20 protein-coding genes are annotated in these 21,916 nt (G+C 67.9%); 12 read left to right on the top strand and 8 right to left on the bottom strand.

Going from position 1 to position 21,916, the window contains the following annotated elements; all coding sequences use genetic code 11:
* Positions 1–16: 16 nt before the first annotated feature.
* Entirely contained in the window at positions 17–3,247 is a 3,231-nt protein-coding gene (locus OG394_RS03155; protein ID WP_328993291.1) for a BTAD domain-containing putative transcriptional regulator, read from the top strand.
* Here OG394_RS03155 and OG394_RS03160 read toward each other — a convergent pair.
* The gene (locus tag OG394_RS03160) at positions 3,228–3,701 is read right to left on the bottom strand and encodes an iron chaperone (protein ID WP_328993292.1); all 474 of its coding nucleotides are present in this window, start codon (positions 3,699–3,701) and stop codon (positions 3,228–3,230) included. The genes OG394_RS03155 and OG394_RS03160 overlap by 20 nt on opposite strands.
* 113 nt (positions 3,702–3,814) lie before the next feature.
* Between OG394_RS03160 and OG394_RS03165 the strand changes: the two genes are divergently transcribed.
* Together OG394_RS03165 and OG394_RS03170 are read left to right on the top strand one after the other, a co-directional pair.
* Positions 3,815–4,399, top strand: a complete 585-nt coding sequence (locus OG394_RS03165) for a GNAT family N-acetyltransferase (protein ID WP_328993293.1) — start codon at positions 3,815–3,817, stop codon at positions 4,397–4,399.
* Between the two features lie 66 nt (positions 4,400–4,465).
* Positions 4,466–5,761, top strand: coding sequence for an ABC transporter ATP-binding protein (locus OG394_RS03170; protein WP_328993294.1), 1,296 nt, complete (start codon positions 4,466–4,468; stop codon positions 5,759–5,761).
* Here the strand turns inward: OG394_RS03170 and OG394_RS03175 are convergent.
* Complete coding sequence (locus tag OG394_RS03175) at positions 5,758–5,898, bottom strand: hypothetical protein (protein WP_328993295.1); 141 nt, start codon at positions 5,896–5,898, stop codon at positions 5,758–5,760. The two genes, OG394_RS03170 and OG394_RS03175, sit on opposite strands and share 4 nt — an antisense overlap.
* 1,162 nt (positions 5,899–7,060) lie before the next feature.
* Between OG394_RS03175 and OG394_RS03180 the strand changes: the two genes are divergently transcribed.
* Positions 7,061–7,360: a hypothetical protein gene (locus tag OG394_RS03180; RefSeq protein WP_328993296.1), complete on the top strand. Its 300-nt coding sequence runs from the start codon at positions 7,061–7,063 to the stop codon at positions 7,358–7,360.
* A 72-nt stretch (positions 7,361–7,432) separates the two neighbouring features.
* Positions 7,433–7,951, top strand: a complete 519-nt coding sequence (locus OG394_RS03185) for a VOC family protein (protein ID WP_328993297.1) — start codon at positions 7,433–7,435, stop codon at positions 7,949–7,951.
* Here the strand turns inward: OG394_RS03185 and OG394_RS03190 are convergent.
* Positions 7,948–8,847 carry a MurR/RpiR family transcriptional regulator gene (locus OG394_RS03190; protein WP_328993298.1) on the bottom strand — a complete coding sequence of 300 codons (900 nt, stop codon included), beginning with the start codon at positions 8,845–8,847 and terminating at the stop codon, positions 7,948–7,950. The two genes, OG394_RS03185 and OG394_RS03190, sit on opposite strands and share 4 nt — an antisense overlap.
* 296 nt (positions 8,848–9,143) lie before the next feature.
* Between OG394_RS03190 and OG394_RS03195 the strand changes: the two genes are divergently transcribed.
* A complete protein-coding gene (locus OG394_RS03195) occupies positions 9,144–10,283 on the top strand; it encodes a carbohydrate-binding protein (protein WP_328993299.1) in 1,140 nt (379 codons plus the stop codon).
* 38 nt (positions 10,284–10,321) lie between these two features.
* Here OG394_RS03195 and OG394_RS03200 read toward each other — a convergent pair whose 3' ends face one another.
* Entirely contained in the window at positions 10,322–11,053 is a 732-nt protein-coding gene (locus OG394_RS03200; protein WP_328993300.1) for a lipoyl protein ligase domain-containing protein, read from the bottom strand.
* A gap of 121 nt (positions 11,054–11,174) precedes the next feature.
* Here OG394_RS03200 and OG394_RS03205 point away from each other — a divergent pair, with 121 nt between their 5' ends.
* Complete coding sequence (locus tag OG394_RS03205; protein WP_328993302.1) at positions 11,175–12,515, top strand: FAD-dependent oxidoreductase; 1,341 nt, start codon at positions 11,175–11,177, stop codon at positions 12,513–12,515.
* Positions 12,516–13,012: 497 nt separating this feature from the next.
* Here OG394_RS03205 and OG394_RS03210 read toward each other — a convergent pair whose 3' ends face one another.
* Positions 13,013–14,833, bottom strand: a complete 1,821-nt coding sequence (locus OG394_RS03210; protein WP_328993303.1) for an alpha/beta fold hydrolase — start codon at positions 14,831–14,833, stop codon at positions 13,013–13,015.
* Between the two features lie 198 nt (positions 14,834–15,031).
* Here OG394_RS03210 and OG394_RS03215 point away from each other — a divergent pair, with 198 nt between their 5' ends.
* Positions 15,032–16,003, top strand: a complete 972-nt coding sequence (locus OG394_RS03215; protein ID WP_328993304.1) for a helix-turn-helix domain-containing protein — start codon at positions 15,032–15,034, stop codon at positions 16,001–16,003.
* Here the strand turns inward: OG394_RS03215 and OG394_RS03220 are convergent.
* A complete protein-coding gene (locus tag OG394_RS03220) occupies positions 16,000–16,650 on the bottom strand; it encodes a response regulator transcription factor (protein WP_328993305.1) in 651 nt (216 codons plus the stop codon). The genes OG394_RS03215 and OG394_RS03220 overlap by 4 nt on opposite strands.
* Positions 16,641–18,590 (bottom strand): sensor histidine kinase, encoded by a 1,950-nt coding sequence (locus tag OG394_RS03225; protein WP_328993306.1) that lies wholly within the window; start codon positions 18,588–18,590, stop codon positions 16,641–16,643. Before OG394_RS03225 ends, OG394_RS03220 begins: the two co-directional genes overlap by 10 nt.
* 139 nt (positions 18,591–18,729) lie before the next feature.
* On the opposite strand from OG394_RS03225, the gene OG394_RS03230 reads away from it, so the two are divergent.
* From OG394_RS03230 to OG394_RS03245, 4 genes are all read left to right on the top strand, one after another.
* Entirely contained in the window at positions 18,730–19,395 is a 666-nt protein-coding gene (locus OG394_RS03230; RefSeq protein ID WP_328993307.1) for a hypothetical protein, read from the top strand.
* 74 nt (positions 19,396–19,469) lie between these two features.
* Positions 19,470–19,805, top strand: coding sequence for a hypothetical protein (locus tag OG394_RS03235; protein ID WP_328993308.1), 336 nt, complete (start codon positions 19,470–19,472; stop codon positions 19,803–19,805).
* 2 nt (positions 19,806–19,807) lie between these two features.
* The gene (locus tag OG394_RS03240; protein ID WP_328993309.1) at positions 19,808–20,395 is read left to right on the top strand and encodes a carboxymuconolactone decarboxylase family protein; all 588 of its coding nucleotides are present in this window, start codon (positions 19,808–19,810) and stop codon (positions 20,393–20,395) included.
* Between the two features lie 31 nt (positions 20,396–20,426).
* Positions 20,427–20,945: a hypothetical protein gene (locus OG394_RS03245; protein WP_328993310.1), complete on the top strand. Its 519-nt coding sequence runs from the start codon at positions 20,427–20,429 to the stop codon at positions 20,943–20,945.
* Here the strand turns inward: OG394_RS03245 and OG394_RS03250 are convergent.
* Positions 20,921–21,838: a LysR family transcriptional regulator gene (locus OG394_RS03250; protein WP_328993311.1), complete on the bottom strand. Its 918-nt coding sequence runs from the start codon at positions 21,836–21,838 to the stop codon at positions 20,921–20,923. The genes OG394_RS03245 and OG394_RS03250 overlap by 25 nt on opposite strands.
* Positions 21,839–21,916 lie beyond the last annotated feature (78 nt).

The raw sequence follows: 21,916 nt of genomic DNA on the forward strand, positions 1-21,916 counted from the left end.
AGGCCTGCGGGTGCGAATGACGGAGACGAGTTTCGGCGGCCTGCTTCGCGCCCATCGGCGGCGGATCGGGATGACCCAGCGGGAGTTGGCCGACCGGGCCGGCGTGAGCCCGGGCGCGATCCGCGATCTGGAGCAGGGCAGGACGAGAAGCCCGAAGAAGGGCTCGGTCCAGGCCATCGCCACCGCCCTCGGGTTGACGGAGCCCGACGTCGCCTCGCTGCGCGCTGCCGCCGCCGAGGCCCAGCCCGCACAGCGCGCCAAGGCTGGTTCGGCCAGTGGTGGACCGCTGCGGATCCGGGTGCTCGGCCCGATCGAGGTCTGGCACGGCGACGTACAGGCCGCTTTCGGCTCCGACCTGCAACGCACGCTGCTCGCGCGACTCGCGCTCGCGGCAGGCGCGGTGGTCGGCCAGGACGAACTCATCGACCTGCTGTGGGGGCCCGGCGAAGCCCCGCAAGCGGTGAGCCTGCTGCACACCCACGTCGCGCGGTTACGGCGGCTGCTCGACTCCGGCGCGCGCGGCGCCAGTGTGCTCGTCGGCGGTCAGAACGGATACCGGCTCGCGGTCGGCGCCGATCACCTCGACCTGCTGGCGTTCCGCGACCTCACCACGCGAGCGGCGTACGACGCACCGGAAGAGGCGTTGACCCGGCTCACGGACGCCGTCGCGTTGTGGCGTGGTGAGATCGACGTGGACCGGGTGGCGTTGAGCCCGCTCTACACCGCGACAGTCTCGGAGTACGTCGCTGCCGTCCAGGCGTACGCCGAGCTGGCCCGCGATCTCGGCGAGCCGGAGCAGGCGCTGATACCCCTGCGGGAGCTCGCGCATCAGCACGAGCTGGACGAGCCGCTGCACGTCGAGCTGATCCTCACCCTCGCCGCGAGTGGCCGGCAGGCGGAGGCGCTTGCGACGTACGACCGGATCCGGGACGCGCTCGCCGACCAGCTCGGGATCGACCCGGGGGAGTCGCTGCGGTCGGTCCAGCTCGCCGTACTCCGGCAGCAGGACCGGCTGGCAACCGGGCGAACCGCGATCCAGCAGGCGCCGGCCGCGCCGCCGGACTTCGTCGGCCGGGCGGGCGAACTGGCCACGATCGAGGCCGCACTGGCCGGGCCGGACGGGCCGGCGTCATCCCGGATCGTCCTGATCCACGGCATCGCCGGGGTCGGCAAAACCGCGCTCGCGTTGGTCGCCGCGCACCGGGTGCGCGGGCGGTACCCAGACGGTCAGCTGTACGCCGATCTGCGCGGCACCACCTCGACCGCGCCGGAGCCGATGCAGGTACTCGGCCGGTTCCTGCGCGCCCTCGGCGTACCGAGCAGGCAGATCGGGACCGACGAGGCCGAGGCCGCCGCGTTGTTGCGCAGCGAGCTCGCCGACCGGCGGATGCTGGTGCTGCTGGACAACGCTCATAGCGCGGACCAGCTCCGGCCGCTGCTGCCAGGTGCGGGCGGCAGCGACGTGATCGTGACCAGCCGGCGGCGGATGCATGGCCTGGCCGGTGTGAGCGTCGGCCTCGAACCGCTCGATCCGGCGGAATCGATCGCGCTCATCGCCGCTACCGCGGGATCGCAGCGGGTCGACGCCGATCCCGGCGCCGCGAGCGCGCTCGCCGAGGCGTGTGCCCGGCTGCCGCTGGCGTTGCGCATCGCGAGCGCGCGGCTGGCCACCCGGCAGGCGTGGACGATCGACGACCTGACCAGCAGACTGCACGACGAGAACCACCGACTCACCGAACTGTCGGCCGGCGAGTCGAGCGTGCTCAACAGTTTCCAGCTCAGCTACGCCGATTTGAGCGCTCCGGCCCAACGCGCGTTCCGGCTGTGCAGCCTCCACCCCGCGGACGACTTCGGGGCCGACGGCACGGGCGTTCTGCTGGCGGTGCCGACGGCTGAGGCCGATCGACTGCTGGAGGACCTGCTCGAGGCGAACATGCTGATGCAGTACGCGCCGGATCGCTACCGATTCCACGACCTGCTCGGCCTGTACGCGCGCAGACTGCTGAACGACGATCCCGAGCAGGACGCCGCGCGGTCGCGCCTGTACGACTGGTACGCCGACGCGGTGACGGCCGCGATGGAGTGGACGTACCCCCACCTCGTGCGGCTCGGTGGATGTTCGCAGCGGGAAGCGTTCTTCGCCGCCAAGTCCGACGCGCTCGCCTGGCTGGATGTCGAGCTGCCGGCGTTGGTTGCCGTCGTCAACGACGCGGCCGGGTCGGCCGATCCCACGCTGTCCTGGCGGATCACCGACCAGCTCCGCGGCTACTTCCTGGTCCGTCGGCACGTCGACGGCTGGCTGGAGATGGCGGAGATCGGGCTGGAAGCCGCCACCAAGGCCGGCGATGACATCGCACGGACCGCGATGCTGATCAACCGTGGCCAGGCGCTCTGGTGTGTCGGCCGCGACGAGGAGTCGCTGTCCGACTGTCTCGCCGGCGAACAGCTCGCGGCCGCCACGGGATGGGCAACGGCCGTGGCGTACCTCTCTCACCACATCGGTTGGCACTACCTCGAGCAAGGCAAACTCGACGACGCGAACAGGTGGCTCCATCGGGCGCTGGAGCTGACCGAGGACGACCAATCGGGTCACGTACGAGCGGTCGCGCTCAACGGGCTCGGGGTGATGCGGCTCTGCCAGGGCGAACTGGGTGAGGCCGCCGACCTGCTCAAGGCGGCGCTGGAGATCAACAAGGCGACCGGCCGGGAGACTTCGGCGCTGGCCATCCGGGGCAACCTGGCGAGTGCGCTTCGTCAGCTTGGTGCGGAGTCGCAAGCCGCCGAACTACTCACCGAGGTGCTCGCGGGCTATCGAGAGGGATCGAACCTTCGCGGCGAGCTGTCGACGCTGGACGAATGGAGCCGACTGCACCGGCAGCGCGGGGATACCGTCATCGCGCTGGAGGTTGCGAGGCGCGCGCACGAGCTGGCGATCGTAGTTCGCGACCGGAAGGCGACCGCCCAGACCGCGGCCACCGTGGCGTACGCCCATCTCGCGCTCGGCGACACGCCCGCGGCTGCCAGGTGGTTCGAGGACAGCCTGACGATTGCCCACGACACCTACCCGTTCGTCGAGGCACGCGCGCTGGTCGGCCTCGCCGCCGCCCGCCTCGCCGCCGGTGACCCGACCTCGGCGAGCCAGGCCGCCAACCAGGCCCACTCGATTGCCGTCTCCTGCGGCTTCCACCTCCTCGAACAGAAGGCGTCCGCCGCTCTGCAAGCGTCGCTCAGCTCACCGCCTTCTTGATGAGTTCGATGATCGTCTTCTCGTTGGCGGCGGTCAGCTTCGTGACGGCGAAGGAGGTTGGCCACAAGCTGCCATCGTCGAGGTTCGCGGCGTCGTCGAAGCCGAGCGTCGCATAGCGCGACTTGAATTTGTCGGCGGCTTGGAAGAAGCAGACGTTCTTGCCGTTCTTGGTGTACGTCGGCATCCCGTACCAGAGCTTCGGTGCGAGCTCCGGCGCGTTGGCTTTGACGAGGGCGTGGATTCGCTCGGCGAGGACGCGATCCGCGTCCGGCAGCTCGGCGATCTTCTCGAGCACCTTGGCTTCCGCGTCCGCCTTGCCGCGGCGCGGTGCCGCCTTGAGTTCTTCCGCATGTTCCTTCATCGCCGCACGTTCCTCGGCGCTGAAGCCCTCGTACCCCTTGCCCTTCGCGCTCGCCTTACCCTTCGTGCTCGGGGCTGACTTCTTCGTGGCCATGGTGGTTCCTCTCTGCGCGGTCGCTTTCATGCTAGGGAGCCGCCGCGTCGGACACTTCTTCAAAACTGATCGATTCCGTTCCATCCAGGCCCGGCCGTGGCATCGTGTTAGCCATGAGCATCGAGGTGCGCCCGGCTTCGGTCTTCGAGGACGTCCGCGCCGTGCTCGGGCCGAAGTCGCCCGACGCCAACGTCTGCTGGTGCCTGAGCTACCGGATCCCGTCCAAGCTCAACAACGAGCTCCGCGGTCCGGCCCGGGGCGAGTACGTCGCGGAGCTATGCCGTGCGGAGCCGTCGCCGGGTGTGCTGGCGTACGACGGCGACGAGCCGGTCGGCTGGGCCGGGGTGGCACCGCGCTCGGAGACCGCATTCGCGCGCAACCGGAAGATTCCGCAGCTCGACGATCTGCCGGTCTGGTCGCTGTGGTGCATCCGGGTACGCCCGGGTCACCGGAAGGCGGGAATCTCGCACGCCCTGATCGCCGGTGCGGTCGAGTTCGCCCGCGATCACGGGGCACCGGTGGTGGAGGCGTATCCCCTCGACAACGGCGACGCCAGGGTCGACCTCACGATGGCGTACGCCGGAATCCGGAAGAATTTTGAGCGTGCAGGTTTTACCAAAGCCGCCGACACTTCGTCCGTGCTGGCAGGCCATCCCCGCGTCCTGATGCGTCTCGACCTGCGATCACTCAGCCGGTGAGCTATGGACAGCTCCTTACGGAAAGCTGTCTACTCAGCGATTGTGACTGGAATTAGGTTGGACTCTGTGTCCAAGGTGTACAGCGGGGGTTACTTGGCCGTTAACGAGCTGTCCTTGGAGGTCGGGGACGGCGAGTTCATGGTGCTGCTGGGGCCTTCGGGCTGCGGCAAGACGACTGTTCTCCGGATGATCGCGGGCCTGGAGGAGGTCACGGCCGGTGAGGTGTGGTTCGGCCGCACGGAAGGCACGTGGCTCACTCCGCAGGACCGTGGCGTCGCGATGGTCTTCCAGAGTGGCGCCTTGTACCCGAACCGCACGGCCCGCGAGAACATCATGTTCCCGCTGCGGATGGCCGGCGAGGACCCGGTCGAGGCCAGCGCCAAGGCCGCCGGGCTGGCCAAGATCCTGGGCATCGACGCCGCACTCGACCGGCTGCCCTGGACGCTGTCGGGCGGCCAGCGACAGCGGGTCGCCATCGGCCGGGCGGTCATCCGGCAGCCCAAGGTCTTCCTGATGGACGAGCCGTTGTCGAACCTCGACGCCACGATGCGGACCGAACTCCGCCAGGAAATCGGCTCCATGACGCGGGACATGAACATCACGACGGTCTACGTCACCCACGACCAGGTCGAGGCGCTCACGCTGGCCGACCGGATCGCCATCATGCGTGACGGCAAGATCGAGGATGTCGGCACGCCCGGGCAGGTGTACGACGATCCCGCCACGGCTTTCACGGCCGGGTTCCTCGGTACGCCGAGGATCAACCTGATGTCCGCGACCGTCCGAGTGATTGCCCGTCAGAGCGTCAGCCTGGACTTCGGCACCCAGGCGATCGCGCTGCCACCGACCGACCGCAGGTCCGCGATCCTGAGTCACCACGACGGCGAGCAGATCATCGTCGGCGCCCGCTCGGACGCCTTCGCGCTGACGACGGATCCCGCGGCCGTCAACCAGGTGAGCGGGACGCTGCGGGCACTCGAATTCCATGGCAATCAGTGGATCGCGTTCGTCGACAGTGGTATCGACCTCCTGAGCCCAGACCTTGTCGGGCTCTCCCGGCAGCGCCGGACCAGAGCGAATACCGACGGCCGGCCGACCTCCCATAGCGCCGGCTCGCGGGTCCATCGGACCGCCGGGCAGCTGTCAGCTCTGGGAGCCAAGGCCAAAACCCTCATCGTCCGGCCTACCCCGATCACGCTGGAACCACTCACCTCGCCAACGCACCGGCGATCCGACCTGGTCCTCGAGATCGACAACGCCGGCGGCCTGAACGTCCGCGACCAGGTCCGCCTCGCCATCGACGTCTCCCGCGTCCACATCTTCGACCGCCACGGCCAACGAGTCGACCGCGTCCAGCGCTAACCCCTGCGCTCCTGCCTTTGCGGCGGGTCGGACCGCTTGTTGGCAAGCCAGCCGAGCGGTACGACCGCGATGACGTAGACGACGAGCTGGATGAGGGTGGGCACGCAGCTCATCGTCGCGGGGCTCTTGGTGGGCACCCGGCCCCCTGAGTTCTTCCGAATTGTCAGGCCGGTCCGGGCCGCGTCAAGGGCTTCATCACCTAACGGTGACGCTAACGCGCCCTTGACCCGACCCGAACCGGCCAAGGGCGGCTGGCTATCAGGGGGCCGGGTGAGGTCTGACCGGTTGCCTCGCGCCGTCCCGTTCGCTGAGGTCTGCGCGTGCATAGGTCTTCGTATGTCGCAGAGGTCCCCTCGTGCATAGGTCCTCGGGTGCCGCATGGTCGTCGCACGCCGCCTAGGTCGTCGCTTGCGAGGGGGACCATTGCGAGAGTGGGTTACCACCTCGGATTCTGAGGTGGTCACCCTCCTCCGGCATGGCCAGCCACTGCCCGGGCGGCCCATTTGGCCCGAAATCGTGCGTTATCCCCTGAAGTCCTGGGTTCCGGTGCCAGATAAGTGGCCCGGAATCCACAACTCGAGGGGATTACGCACGAATTCGGGCGCTTCCTGAGTGGACTGGACGTTTTCCGGGCCGAAAAACGTCCAGTTCGGTGGGGAAGCTGCGAGTGCGGCCGTCGATTGGCGTCGGGTCGTCGGTTTTGGGGTGATCGTCGTCGTTGTGAGCGGGCCGGACGTTTTTCGGGCCGGAAACGTCCAGTGGGCTCACAAAGCTGGGTCGGCGGGCCGCCACGCAGCCACAACGTGAGAGTGAAGCGCTTCAACCCGGCGGAAGCTGGACTTGTGGCTGCGTAGCGGTCCGCGGCGGACGTGCACCCCCACGCGAGGCACCGAAAAGGCCCGTTTCTGCAGAAAACTGGCCGTCGTGTGGTCGTGCACGTCCGCCCAATCCGACGCGCCAATCCGACGCGCCAACTCGACGCGGCAGCGCCCGGCCCCACACTCGACGCGGCAGCGCCCGGCACTGCCAAACCCGGTCAGACTCCACCCGTCCCCCTGATAGCCCGCTGCCTTTGGCCGGTTCGGGTCGGGTCAAGGGCGCGTCAGCGTCGGCGCTAGCCGATGAAGCCCTTGACGCGGCCCGGACCGGCCTGACAATTCGGAAGAACTCAGGGGGACGGGTGCCCACCAAAGACCCCGGCCCGAAGGCTGATGCCGGGCAGGCCTTTAGCGTTGATTCGTCTGAATCCGCCCGCCCACGCTGCTGGCCAATCGACCCGCCGCGGGAAGGGGCGAGCGGATGCAGACGAATCAACGCAAGGAAATGGGCGGCGCCGTGGCCGGAACGGGTGAGGCCGTGGCGCGGGGTGGCGGGCAGGATGGCGGGCGGGCGTCAGCACTTCACGCGTCGGGTGCACAGGTCCCCGCAGGCCTACCGCCGCGCCTTCCAATCACGCTGAAGTTCTTCGATGCCTACGGCCACATCATGATCCGTGCGGCGATGAACGCAGGTCCGGTGCCCGACAGGTTCAACATGAACGACGCGCCTGGGTCTCCGCCTCACGGCCTCGGCGTCTCGCCGCATCCGGGAGGCGCGTGAGTCGCTGAGTTGCGCCATGGCGAGGTGGTGCGGGCATCCGGCGGGCAGGGGCGCGGTCGGTAGCATCGGGGTGTGGCGATCTTTCGGTTGAATCATGCGGTTTTGTACGTGCGCGACGTTGCCGCGAGTGTCGCGTTTTACCGCGACGTGCTCGGCTTTGGCTACACCGAGGGCGGGGACTCGTTTGAGGGGGCGGCGTTTCTGCGGGCGCCGGGGTCGACCAATGACCATGACCTTGGACTGTTCCAGGTCGGTGCCAACGCCGCATCGTCCGGCGCTGGGAAGACGTCGGTCGGGCTCTACCACCTCGCGTGGGAAGTCGACACGCTAGGGGACCTCGAGGACTTGGCGAAGAAGTTGGCCGATGCCGGTGCGCTGGCCGGCTCGACCGACCACGGCACTACGAAGTCGCTCTACGGCAAGGACCCCGACGGTTTGGATTTCGAGATCGTCTGGATCATCCCGACGGCCCTGCTGACCGACGAGGACCGCCAGAAGACCGGCATGACCCGCCTCGACCTGGCAGCCGAAGTCACCAAGTACGGCCGCGAAGCCCGCAGCGGCCTCGGCATCTCCCGCCCACTCGACTAGTTCGACGAAGGTTTGCGTCTGCGGGGGCGGCGGTCTGGGGGTGCGGGGACGCGGTGGGAGTCGAGGGCTTCCGCGGTTGAGACGAGCAGGTCGAGGGTTTGGCCATGCGTGGTTTGGGCGATGCGCGTGTAGAGGATGTCCAGGATCAGGAATTGCGCATGGCGGTCGGCGAGGGCTCCGGCCGGCTCGATGCTCGTCTGGGACGAAGTAGCGAGGACGAGGTCCGCCACTTCGGCCAGGGGTGACTGCGGTTGGGCGGTGATGGCAACGGTCGTGGCGCCGGCTCGGCGGGCGGTCTGCAGCACTTCGATGGTTTCCACGACCTGCCCGGACGACGAGATGCCGACGAAGACGTCCGTCGTATCGGCCAGGGTGGCGGCGACGATCCCGGTGTGGACATCGGTGGAACTCCAACAGGGGATGGCGATCCGCTGCAAGCGTCGGCGCAGTTCGTCAGCGCTCACCCCGCTGGTCCCGATGCCGAAGAAGTGGCAATGCCGGGCCGCGACCAGTTTCGCGACCACGTCGTCCACGGCGGTCAGGTCGAGTTGTTCGGCGGTTCGGGCGAGCGCCTGGGTATTGGTCGCGACCAGCACCTTGAGCACTTGCTCCGTGGTGTCGTCAGGACCGATCTCGCGACCGATGTCGTCACTCCACCGCTGCGCGCCCGACCGGCCGACCTCTTCGGCCATCGCGACGCGCAGTTCGGCGTACCCCTTGAGGCCGCAAGCGCGGCAGAAGCGGGTCACCGTGCCCTGCGACGTACCGGTGCGCTCGGCCAACTCGGTGATCGTCAACCGCGCCGCCACCGACGGCTCGGTCAACACGAAGTCGGCGATTCGCCGTAGCGAACCGGTCAGGCCCGCATTGGCCGCCCGCACACTGTCCAGGGTCACGGCGCTCTCCTCGCTGGTGGTCGGATAATTATTGCTCAACGGTGCTGAATATGGCAGGGATGGAAAAAATAATCATTCCCAAGTCTTGCCTTCGGCCGCGGCCCGAGCCCATCATCAGGAACCGTAGTCAATCGATCACCGAGCTGACAGCAGACTCCGCCGGCTTGTGGTGCAACGAACCCGCCCGTTCGCGCAGAACCCTTTGAGAGTGAGGCTTTGCCATGCCCGAAAACCGCCCAAGTCCACCTGCCTCAGGTCGTCCGTTCCTTGGCAAGGCGGTGGCGATCCTTTGCAGCATGACGGTCGCGACCGCACTGACGATCACCGTTGCCGGCCAAAGCGCTGACGCCGCACAGCGAGAGGGTTCGGCCGCCGCGGGGGAGTGTGGGGTCATCTTCGACGACTTCCACTACAGCTCCCACACCGACCCGAATCTGCAGGCGCGCGGCTGGAACGCGCGGGACAACGCGGGCGGCCCCGGCGTTCCAGGGGCGAGCTGGCGAGCCGCCAACATCACCTTCCCGACCTTCGACGGCGACAAGGTGGCCCAGCTCGCGGCGTCCACCGACGGAACCAGTGGCGGCACTGTTCACGCCGAACTTCGCCAGACGCAGCAACGCGTGCGGGAAGGCACGTACGCGACTCGGGTCCGCTTCAGCGACGTACCCGTCAGTGGTTCGGATGGCGATCACATCAACCAGACCGCGTTCACGATCACACCACTGCGGTACGACTACGACCCGCTCTACAGTGAACTCGATTTCGCCGAGTACCTGCCCAACGGTGGCTGGGGAGAGACCGGACCCGTCAACTTCCACACCAGTTGGTACACGTATCGGCTCGAGCCGTGGGACGCCTGGCGCGCCTACACCGCCGTACACAACTCGCACGCGGGTTGGCACGATCTGGTCACTCAAGTGGCTGATGGTCACGTGCGGTACTACGTGGACGGCGTGCTGAAGGCCGACCACACCGTTGACGATCGCGGTAATCCCGTCACGCCGCGACAGGACATGACGATGAACTACAACCTCTGGTTCATCGACCTGGCAACTCATTCCGGTGGGACCAGCACCTATCAGCAGCAGGTGGACTGGGCGTACTACGCCAAGAACGAGGTCGTCTCTCCAGCGGACGCCGTTGCCCGTGCAGCGTGGTACCGGGCCGGCGGCACGAGCTTCGTCGACACACTCGTTGCCGGCGGCACCTGCCAGCCCACGACTCCGCCGACCACTCCTCCGACAACCCCGCCGACGACTCCGCCGACCAACCCGCCGACCGATTGTGCCAACGCCCAGGCCTGGAACTGGGGAACGGTGTACTTGGAAGGCCATCACGTCAAGCACGTCGGCAAACTCTGGCGAGCCCGCTGGTGGACCCAGGGTTCGGAACCAGGCCTGACCGCCCAATGGGCTGAAGTGGGCCCCTGCTCCTGAGGCAGTTGCCGAAGGCAACTAAGGCAGTCGGCTCTGGATCAGACGCGGTGGTCGTCGGCGTACGACGCGGCCAGGTCCAGGGTCGCCTGATCCAGTGGTGACGCGTCGACGCCGGCGGCGTACGCGGTGTGGAAATGCTGTTGTACGGCGGCCGCGGTCAGCTCGACGCGTTCGGTCGACACGGAGCCGACGGTCGCCGGGTCGAAGGGGAGCTCCAGGGCGCCGTACACCTCGGTCAGGAGCGACCGCACGCGCGCGTCATCGCCGATCACCGTCAACGAGCTGAACAGCCAGGCGTCGCGGACGACTCGTTGGCCGGTGCCGACGAGCTTGACCGCGCCGCGGGCGTTGATGCTCTGCGCGCCGGGACAGTATTCACCCGCGACCTCGCCGACCCGAGCGTCGATGCCGAGGGCAACGAGTTCGTCGGCGATCAGCTGGCCGAACGACTTGAATCGGCGCTCCTGGCCCTCCGCCGCCCGCGGGTCATGCCGGACGTGGTCGATGACCAGCGATTCGGAGGTGTAGGCGACCGGCCGTCCACCAACCGCCCGGACGAGCGGCACGAAGCCCGCGTCGCGGCCGGCCCGTACGGCGGCCGCGAATCCGGGGTGCCGGGTGTCGCGGCGGCCGAAGACCAGCATCGGCTCAGCCGGCCGGTAGATCCGCAGCGCCTCCGTCAGCTCACCAGCCGACGCCCGTCGGACCAACGCGTTCGCGACCGCCAACTCCATCGCCGGATCGTCGACCGGCCCCGAGAACACCTGCACACCGTCATCCTCCCACCCGTGGGTATGAGCTCGGTCTCAAGAGCTGGGCGTTGGTCGGGAGCCGACTGCTGCTGCAGGTAGATTGTTTAGGTAAGCCTTGCCTAACTAATCTGGGGAGATCGTGAGAGACCTCCGAGTCGCCGTCGTCGGCGCCGGGCCGGCCGGTATTTACGCCGCCGACATTCTGACCAAGGAGTACGACGGAGCCCACGTCGACCTGATCGAGCGGCTGCCGGCGCCGTTCGGTCTGGTGCGGTACGGCGTGGCGCCGGACCACCCGCGGATCAAGGAGATCATCAAGGCGTTGCACCGGGTGGTCGGCCGCGACCGGATCCGGTTCATCGGCAACGTCGAGTACGGCTCCGACCTCAAGCTCGACGACCTACGCCGGCACTACGACGCCGTCATCTTCGCGACCGGGGCGATCGCCGACCGCGAACTCGACATCCCGGGCATCGACCTACCCGGCAGCCGCGGCGCCGCCGACTTCGTCAGCTGGTACGCCGGCCACCCCGACGTACCGCGTGACTGGCCCCTGGACGCCCGCCACGTCGCGGTCATCGGCGCCGGCAACGTGGCGCTCGACGTGGCCCGGATGCTGGCCAAGCCGGCCGACGAGCAGCTCACCACCGAGATCGCGGACAACGTCTACCGGGGTCTGAAGGCCAACCAGGCGACCGACGTGCACGTCTTCGCGCGACGTGGTCCGGCACAGATCAAGTTCACGCCGATGGAACTGCGCGAGCTCTCGCACTCCCCGGCGGTGGACGTGATCGTGCACCCCGAGGGCTTCGAGATCGATGAGGCGAGCCAGCGCGCGATCAACGCCAGCAAGGGCACGCGGCTGATGGTCGACACGCTGATGAAGTACCTCGAGGCCGAGCCGACGGGCGCGGGGCACCGCATCCACATCCACCTTTGCCACGCGCCGGTCGAGGTGCTCGGGACCGAGCGGGTCGAGGGCCTGCGGACTGAACGCACCGAACTGCAGGGCGACGGGTCTGTCCGGGGCACTGGCGAGTACGTCGATACGCCCGTGCAGGCCGTCTACCGCGCGGTCGGGTACCTCTCCTCGCACCTGCCTGGACTGCCGTTCGACCACCAGGCCGGCGTGATGACCAATGACCGCGGCCGGGTGCTCGGCATGGACGACATCCCGCTCGTCGGGCTGTACGTCACGGGCTGGATCAAGCGCGGCCCCATCGGCCTGATCGGTCACACCAAGTCGGACGCGGCCGAGACGATCGCAAGCCTGCTCGACGACATCGACAGCCTGCCGCGGCCCGAGCTGCCGGCCCCCGACGCGATCCTGAAACACCTCGCCGACCGCGGCGCCACCGTGGTCGACGCCGACGGCTGGTCCCGCCTGGACGCCCACGAACTAACCCTCGGCCGCGACCACGGCCGCGAGCGAATCAAGGTCGTCCCTCGCGACGAGATGATTCAAGCCGCCCAGCTCTGAGTGCTGTCCGATTCAGTACGACGTGATGGGCAAGGCAACTTTCTGTGCACGAAGCGGAATGACTCTCCCGGCAAGGTCGCGAAACAGGTGTGATTGCGGTATAGGAATCGATTCGACGATAATTTAAAAGACAATTGTTTATTGGACGGCGTTTTCCAAGGTAAACAGCAGGTAACGCCGAGGATTCATAGGTGAGTTATCACACTTCCACTTATCGAAATTGCCCCGTTTTACTCTCCCGAAGTGACGTCCTGTCACCTAAAGTAGCCACGTCACCAAGAGAGTCAGGGGCTGGGGAGCTTCGTCCGGCGGGGACCTGGCAGGGGGCTGGCAGGGACCGAAAATGGGTCGCCGGAGACTCTGGCGGTGGCGCTGCTCAGCGGGGCGAAAAAGCTGAGCAGAACGGAACGGCGGGCGCGCCTGGCCTTCCGTGGGGCAGCTTTGCCGACCGCATCGGGCGGATACGGCGGCAAAGCTGCCCGTTCCCAAACAGGCGCTTATCGGATGAGTTGGTCAGCGGCCTGGCGGACGTTGGCGGGGATGTGGTCGGTTCGGGACGGGCGGGGTCGGCTTAGGCGGTCGACCGGGCCGGGCTGGGGGTAGACCTGGGTCTCGGCGAACAACGGGGTGGCAGTGCAGACGGTGCGTGCCGGGGGAACGACGTTGTTGAGGAAGTAGGCGTTGACGACGTCGTCGACACATCCTTGGCCCCGGACGCCGTACAGGCCGTGGATACCGGAGTCGTCGACGGCGAGAAGCCGTGCTGGGTACCGCCGGAGGTTGTCGTTGGTCAGCTCGTAGCTGGTGGCAGGATCGAATTCGGACTGTACGGAGACCAGCGGACCGAGGCGGCGTGGGTCGGGGTTGGGAAGCTTCTGCGCGGGGAGGCTCCAGTACGGGCACACCTCCTGCGGGATCGCGTAGGCGGCCAGTGGGTAGCGCGGCCCATCGCGCCGCGCGAGCTGGTCCCACCAGGCCGTGCTGTGCCAGTTGCCTCCGTCACCGCATCGCACCGCGTAGTACACGCCAGGCAGCGGGACGGTAGGCCCAGTGGCGTTCTGGGCGGCGGCCAGCACCGGTAGCAGGCCCTCCGGGCTCGGAGCGGTGAGCTTCTCCGGCTGAGTCAGCAGCGTGCCGGCGGAATGAACCCGCGCCTTCAGCTGGGTGGCGGCCTCTACGCCCTGGTGCTCCTCGAGATACTCGAGCACCCGGATGAGATACGCGAGCGCGCAGGCGTTGATGGCCTCAGGGCTCCAGTCCTGGTTGTCGACCAGGCAGACCTTGAGCTGGCCGAGGGTGTAGCCGATGCCGACGAATCCATCATCGGTGTAGAGACTGCCGCGAATGATGCCGTCGACGGTGTCGCCCGCCGTGGGCCGGCCGGCGTACTTGATGAACGCCGTGCGCACCTGCTCGTAGGTCGCGTTCACCTGCGCGGGGGTGGTGCCGACGTCTTTGGCAAAGAAGTCGCTGCGGTTCGCCCAGGGCACGAACTGCCGTTCCCATCGCCGCTGAAACGCCATCGGCATTCGCTCCCAGGCATCGGCCAGATCGCCCATCCAGCCGGTGTTGGAGTCGAGGACGAGCTTGCCGGCCCGGCTCGGGAACAGCGCGGCGTACTTGGCGCCGAGCCAGCTGCCGTAGGAGTAGCCGACATAGTTCAGCCGCCGCTCACCGAGCACCGCGCGGATCAGGTCCATGTCGTGCGTGGTCTGCCAGGTGTTGATGTACGGCGTGAGGGGGTTGGTGGCGCAGCCGTCGGCGATTGCCTTGAGCAACGTGTGCCGCGCCGCGATCGCCGGAGCCGACAAGTCGCGGGAGTCGTGGTTCGCCGCGCTCGCCGCAGCCGCATCCACTTGGCAGACGAGTTGCGTGCTCTGGCCGACGCCACGCGGATCCATGCCGATGACGTCGTACTGGGCGGCAAGGCTCGGTTGGGCCGTCGCGAGCATCCACGACAGCGTGATGCCAGAGCCGCTAGGGCCGCCAGGGTTGGTGAATACGATGCCCTTGCGTTTCGCGGCGTCGGTCGCCTTGGTACGGCTGATCGCGATGGACAGGTCCTCGCCCTGGCCCGGAGTCCGCCAGTCGCGGGGCACCGTCACGGTCGCGCACTCGGGCACCACGCCGCCGAGGTCCGGCCGGTACCAGACGCAGGCACTCCATTGCACCTTCTGCAATGAATAGGTCGATTGCGTGGCATCCGCCTGGGTCGCGGTGGCGACAACAGCGGTCAACCCGGCCACAAGGGCGGACGCGGTGGTCAGCGCGATGAGCCGCCTTCGACTTTTCCGGTAGGGACTTTTGCTCGGATTCATGGGCAATTCCTTGCGAACGAGGCACACCGAGAGTGATGGCCGAGGGGCGGAAACGTCAACGGACAAAGGGATGTGGGCGCAGAACACACCGTTGCCCACTGATCGGTGATCGTGGCACCATGCGGCTGAATGCGGGAAGCTCCCGGCACGTGCGGGAATACGCAAGTGCGGGAACACGCATCGGTGAGGAGTCCGACCATGCTGGAACCGTTCGACCTCAGCCCGGTCGAGGAGACCCTGTACCTCGCGCTGATCGACACGACCAGCCTCGCCGTCGACGAGATCGCCCTGCTGCTCGACACCACCGAGAATGGCGTCCGCGCGGTCGTCGCCGAACTCGAGTCGGCCGGACTGATCGCCCGGCTGCCCGGCACCCCGCATCGCTACTGCGCCATCGAGCCTGGCATCGGTTTCGCGGCCCTGCTCACTACTCAGCACGAGCGGATCCGCCAGGCGGAGGAACGGGCCGAGCGGGCCCGCGCCGTGACCGGGCAACTGGCCGAACGATTCCGTCTCCGCGGCGCCCGCCACCCGGTCGACCTGGTCGAGATCGTCGTTGGCGAGAGCGCCGTGCGCCAGCGGGTCTACCAACTCCAGAGTGCCGCGCAACGCGAACTCCGCGGTATCGACATCCCGCCGTACCTGACCGAACCCGCTCCCGAACTCGCCAAGCTCGCCGATGGCGTCACCAGCCGATGGCTGTACGACCGTACGGCTCTCGACGTACCGGGGAAGCTCGACGAGATCGGGCAGATGTCGGCCGCCGGCCAGCAGGGCAGGCTCATTCACAATGCCCCGATGAAGCTGCTGATCTTCGACGACAAGTTCGCCCTGATCGCGCTCACCGGCGAGGCCAGCGGCACGGTCAGCGCGCTCGTCGTCAGCCGGTCGATCTTTTTCGACGGCCTGGCGCAGATGTTCGAGAGCCTGTGGCGGTTCGCCGTACCGCTCCGGTCGACCGACCCAGAGCCGGGCACTGACCTGCCGTCGCAGGACGATGGCGTCCTGGTGGCAATGATGGCGGTAGGCCTTACCGACCAGGCGATCGCCCATCGGCTGGGCCTCGGCCTGCGCACTGTGCAGAAGCGGGTGCACCACTTGCTGGAACAGCTCAACGCCGACACCCGCTTCCAGGCCGGCGTCCGAGCCAAGGCCCGCGGCTGGCTCTAACCGGATCCCTGCAGAGCGGCGAGTACGGCGAGAACGCGTCGGTGGTCGTCCTGGGCGCCGTGCAGCCCGAGTTTGCTGAAGATGTTCGCGATGTGGCTTTCGACCGTCTTGAGGCTGACGGTCAGCCGGTTCGCGATCGCTGTGTTGGACCGGCCCTCGGCCATCAGAGCGAGTACGTCGCGCTCCCGCTCCGTCAACGCTGCAAGGGGATCGCTGGCCGAGTCCGCACGCATCAAGTGCCGCACGATCTCCGGGTCGAGCACCGTACCCCCGGCCGAAATGGTGCGCAGGGCACCCATCAGCGTCTCGACGTCGACGACCCGGTCTTTGAGCAAGTAGCCGAACCGCTCGGCATGACGCCGTAGCAATTGGGAGGCGAAGTGGGTCTCGACCGCCTGAGACAGCAGGAGTACGCCGAGCGCGGGCATCCGATCCCGGAGCTCGATCGCCGCCGCGGCGCCCTCATGCGTGTACGTCGGGGGCATCCGGATGTCGACGATCGCGACGTCCGGCTGGTGCCGATCAACGGCCGCGATCAAGCCGGTGGCGTCGGCAACGGTCTCGCAGACGTCGACGCCGGACTCGGCCAGCAGCCGGGCAAGACCTTCGCGGAGCAGGGCGGAGTCGTCCGCGATGACTACGCGCATGGGAGCACCGCCTCGACCCGAGTCCCGCCACCAGGCTGGTCAACGGCGGAGAGCACTCCACCGAGGGCGGCGACCCGGTCGGCGAGGCCCTGGAGACCGCGACCATGGGGATCGACTCCGCCCACCCCGTCATCGAGTACGGCGACACGCAGGTGGGACGGACTCGCCGAAACCCGGATCGTCACCTCGTCAACGCCAGCGTGTTTGACGGCGTTCGAGACCGCCTCGGCGATGACGAACCAGGCCCCGCTTTCCACGGACGCCGGGAATCGCTGGTCCACCACATCGAGCTTCATCCGCACGGGGATCCGGCTGGCCAACTCATCGGTCGCGGCCCGCAGACCGCCTCCGGCCAGGGCGGCGGGTTGCAGCCCACTGGCCAGATCGCGGAGCTCCTGCACCGTCAGCGCGAGATCCGTGATGGCTCGATCGACCTCGGCGCGCAGAACCGTGTCGCCGCCGTTGACGCGAGCGGAACGTAGCTGCAGGGCTATCGCGAGGATCCGCTGCTGAGCCCCGTCGTGGAGGTCGCGCTCCATCCGCCGGCGTTCGTCCAGATGCGCGCCGGCGAGACGGGCCCGCGACTCAGTGATCTGCTCCACCTGCCTGGCGAGTTCCGCCCGCAGGCCCAGGTTGTCGATCTCCGCGGCGGCCTCCTGGGCGACGGCTGCCACGACGGTTCGATCGCAGCGCGACGGGTCGAACTCGATGCGCGCGCTCACCTGCCCCCGACGTACGACATCGACCACGTCTTGGCCAGGCACGGCCACGCGTCCGTCCGAGGTGACCCAACCATCGTCGGCCGGGAAGAGCACACGCGCCTGCGGGTCGCCGGTCGCCTCGACGAGGAGAACGCCGAGGTCGGGCGCGGGAGACTCTGCGAGCCCAGCCCGCACCACCTGTACGGCGTCGAAGCGACGGCGGTTGAAGTGGCGGTCGACGACTCGGCGGGCCCAGGTGTACGCCGGCCGGGCGACCCCGGCCGCGGCCAGCGTGGCCAGGATCGTCAGCAGCTGCGAGTCGGCCCGTACGGGAATGCTCCTGGTGATGACCACGACCACCACACCGAAGACGGCGATGACCGCGCCGGTCGAGATCGCGTACGCCGCCGAGTCGGTGACGATCCGCTCCACGTCGTACAAGCGGTATTTCGCCACGGACATCGCGGCGCCCAGCGCGAGGGTGATGACGCAGACGCTCAGCACCCACCCGGCGGCTTCATCGAATCCGGCGTACGACGCCGCGAACGCCGCGACCACGCATGGCGCCAGCGGCATCGCTCCGGCCACCAGCCACAGCAGCTGCTGGCGTGCCTCACCCCTCGCCCGCCGGAAGGCCGCGACGAGGACGTACACCGAGGCAAGTAGGCAAAGGCCGAGCACGACCACCGAGACGGCGGCCAGCATCCCGATCGGTCCGGCGATTCCTGGGATCGCCCAGGGGCTGACGATCTCGTCGTGTGGTCGCTCGAGATGCGTGGAACGCAACAGGGCGGCAATTTGGTAGACCACGCCGGAGACGACGGTCAGGACCGGCAGGGCGCGGGACGTCGACCGGACGGCAGGGGTGAACTGGAGGCCGAGAGCCAGGAAGACGAACCACCAGACGAAGCTCGTGTCGCTGAAGGTGGCCATCAGCGGCCCGTTCGCGTTTTGGGCCGGGCCAAGCGCGAACTCGGTGTACAGCTCGGCGAACCCGCTCCAGGTCAGGCTGGTGCCGAGTCCCAGGAAGGCCCAGCCGGCGGGCTGGTCGACGACTCGCCAGGTGAGGAGTACGCCCACCGCCCAGCAGACCAGCATGGCGACGAGGTAGAGCACGTCCGCGGGCCCGATTCCCGGCACGCCGCCGAGTCGCTGGTGGATCGCGAGCTGCCAGGCGAAGAGCGCAGGTGCGAGCGGCCAGGCGACCACCCGTGCCAGCACCCGCGCAAACGTGCCCATCTCGTCATAGTGGCAGCAAAATCGCGCGGCGGCCTCAGGGACAGCCCTGATCCGAAGTCCGGTGCCCACTCGGTCGTTCGCGCCTCGGGAAAGTACGACGCTGGACGGACTTGGTCAGCTCGAATCTAGGAGTCCCGTCATGGCAACCAACACCTTGCCCACAGCAACCACTACCTCAGCGAGGAAGGTCGCGTCGGTCGCGTCAGCCCTCTTCGCCGTCGTCTTCTTCTGGACTGTCGGCAGCGTCGACGTACCGAAAAACGCTGATGACGCGAAGCTGCTCGATTGGTGGCAGCAGAGCGAGAACCAGTTGTCCGGCATCGTTTCGCAGTACTGCGCGATCGCCGCGGCCGTGTTGTTCGTCGTACTGATGAACTATTTCAAGGCGCTCACGGCGAAGACCGGCGCCGTGCAGTGGGCGACGTTCGCCCGCACGATGGGGCTGATCTTCAGTACGACGCTGCTTGTGTCCGCGGCGCTGCGTGGAGTGATCGGGCACCTGGTGAAGGTCGACGGAGAACCGCTCCCTGGTGTCGAGATTCTGCGCTACTCCACCGCCCTCAACTACAACCTCATGGGCAGCGTCACGATGACGGCTCTCGGCCTGACGATCCTCGCCGTCTCAGTCGTGATTGTGCGGACGGTTGTTCTGGCCAAATGGTTCGGGTACGTCGGCCTGGTGTGCTCGGCGATCATCCTGGCCGGGAGCGCGGCGATGATCGGGCAGTTCACGATTCCTCTCGCACTGCTCTGGGCCCTCTGCCTCAGCGTCGCCATCTGGCGCCAGCCCGCCACGGTGAACTGAGCAGCTTTCGCCAACCGGGCGGACGTTTCGTCCGCCCGGTGCATACTGGTTTTGTTGAGGGCGAGGCGGGGCAGATGGGCCTGAGATGGCGGTCGAGTGCCCGTGGCGCCGTGGAGCGTCGGGCCGCGTTGCTGGCTGAGCTGAGGCGCGTCGTCTTCGAGGCGCCCGCTCGGACGGAGCCCGCGATCCGTACGGCAGCCGCCACCGGTGGCACGCTGGCTGAGCCGTTGCGGTCGTACGCCACGAAGGTCCGCGACGAGTCCTACCGCGTGACGGATGCCGATGTCGCTGAGCTCAAGGCGGCCGGCGTCAGCGAGGACGAGATCTTCGAAGTCACCGTCGCGGCCGCGCTGGGTGCTGCCTGTCGCCGCGTGGATGCCGGTCTGCGGGCGCTCGGCGAGGAGGCCTGATCATGCGCCTGGCGATCCTGGACGACGGGCACAGGCTGCGGTCGCGGCTGTTCATGCGGGTGGTACGGCGCTTGAGTGGCCAGCGACTCGATCCAGTAGCCCAGACGGCGCTTTACCGGCCCCAGTTCTTCGGACGGCCCATGTTCGCCTTCGGCGGCGACATCTTGCGGGGACCGTCGTACTGGACCGCCGCCGAGCGTGAGTATCTGGCCGTGTTCAGCTCGCGCCTGAACGACTGCCCGTTCTGCGTACGAATCCACACCGAGTTGACCCGGATCGAAGGTGCCGGGTTGCTCGACGTGGATGACACCGGATCGGTGCGACCGCAGGTGGCGGCCGTGCTGCCGCTGCTGGAGAAGGTGACCCGCAACCCCGAGGGCATCGGTCGAGCGGACGTCGACGAGGTCCGCGCGGCCGGCGTCCCCGACGAGGCGATCGCTGATGCCCTCTACGTCAACCTGATCTTCAACTTGATGAACCGGTTGGCGAACGCCTTCGACTTCGCCTGGGATTCCGACGAACACGTCCGCCTCGGCGCGCGCGTGATCCATCGCATCAGCTACCGCCTCCCGAGCCTCTTGACCCGCTGATCACCTCTCTACGCAGGCGTAGTCTGATGGCATGCGGTTCGTGGAGCTGCGTCGGCACACCGAGAACGACGGTGATCGCCTGACGCCGCAGGGTATAGCGGATGCCGTGGCGATCGGTGCCCGCCTGAATCCGCCGTACGCCGCGTTCATCTCGACTGGTGCGGCCCGGTGTACCGAGATGCTGGAGATCCTGCGGCGTGCAGCCGATCAGGACGAGGTACCGATCACGGATGCGGTCGGGCTGCGCTCCTCGGTCGAGGACCGCTGGCGCGACGCGGCCCGCGCTGCCGGCAAAGGCTCGGACCTCGAGGCCATCCGGGCGGTCGATCCGGACCTGGTCGAGCGCGAGTCCTGGCTACTGGGCACGAGTTTGCGCCAAATCGTGGAGGCCCTGCCGGAGGGCGGTCGCGCGCTCGTCGTCGGCCACAGCCCGACCAACGAGGCCGCCGTGCTCGGCCTGACCGCCAAGGTCGTGCCCCCACTGGCCAAGGGCGCCGGAATCCTCGTGACCGAGGACTACGGCCGCTACAAAGTCGAACCCCTGCCTTGAGCCGGACGGCTGGCTTGGCGGAGGGCCTCTAGGACTGTGAGGACGGCGGGGCGGGGTGGGGCGCCGCGGCGTACGACGGCGGTGATCGCGCGGGTGACCGGCACGACGAGGGGTCGGGTGACGACGTGGTAGCGGGGGTCTACGGCGAGGCTCGGCAACATCGCGACCGAGAGGCCGGCCTCTACGTGCCGCAGTAGCGTCGCGTAGTTGCTGAACCGGCCGACCACCCGCGGCTCGAATCCGGCCTGGCGGCACAGCCTGGTGGTCAGGCCGGCCATATATGACTGGGGCCGGTCGAACGCCCACGCCTCATCGGCGTACGCCGCGAGATCGGCCGGTCCCCGGCCCGCGGTTGGGTGCCCCGGAGGAAGGACGAGCACGATCAGGTCGGTGGTCAGCGGGACGAGATCGAGGTCGGGTCCGAGCGGCTCCTCGACAAAGTCCGTGGTGGTGACGATCAGGTCGACGTCCCCGCTCCGTAAGGCGGCCAGGCTCTCGTGCGGCTCCAGCTCCAGCACCTGAATCTCGAGGTGCGGATACGACCGGGCCAGCCGGATCACCGCAGGTGTGGCCAGGCTGTGGATCGCGCTCGCGAACGCGCCGAGCCGGACCAGCCCGGCCGGTTCCGTACCGAAACTGCGCAGCTCGGCCTCGACGGTGTCCATGTGATCGAGGATCGCCTGGGCCCGGCGGGCCAGAATCAGCCCGGCCGGAGTGAGCCGGACCCGTCGGCCGGTCCTTTCCAGCAACTTGGTGTGGGTCTCCGTTTCGAGCAACGCGAGCTGCTGGGACACGCTCGAGGCGCTCAGATCGAGAGCCGTCGCGACGGCCCGGATCGTGCCGTGGGTCGCCAGCTGGTTCAGCATTCGGAGTCGCCAGGGGTTGAGCGTCATACCGGCATTCTTGTGCGGATTTTCTGAACAGCAAGTGCGGGAATGTGTGCTGGACGTGGTGTTCGGGTGGACTCTAGC

The sequence above is a fragment of the Kribbella sp. NBC_01245 genome (assembly GCF_036226525.1).
Taxonomy (GTDB): domain Bacteria; phylum Actinomycetota; class Actinomycetes; order Propionibacteriales; family Kribbellaceae; genus Kribbella.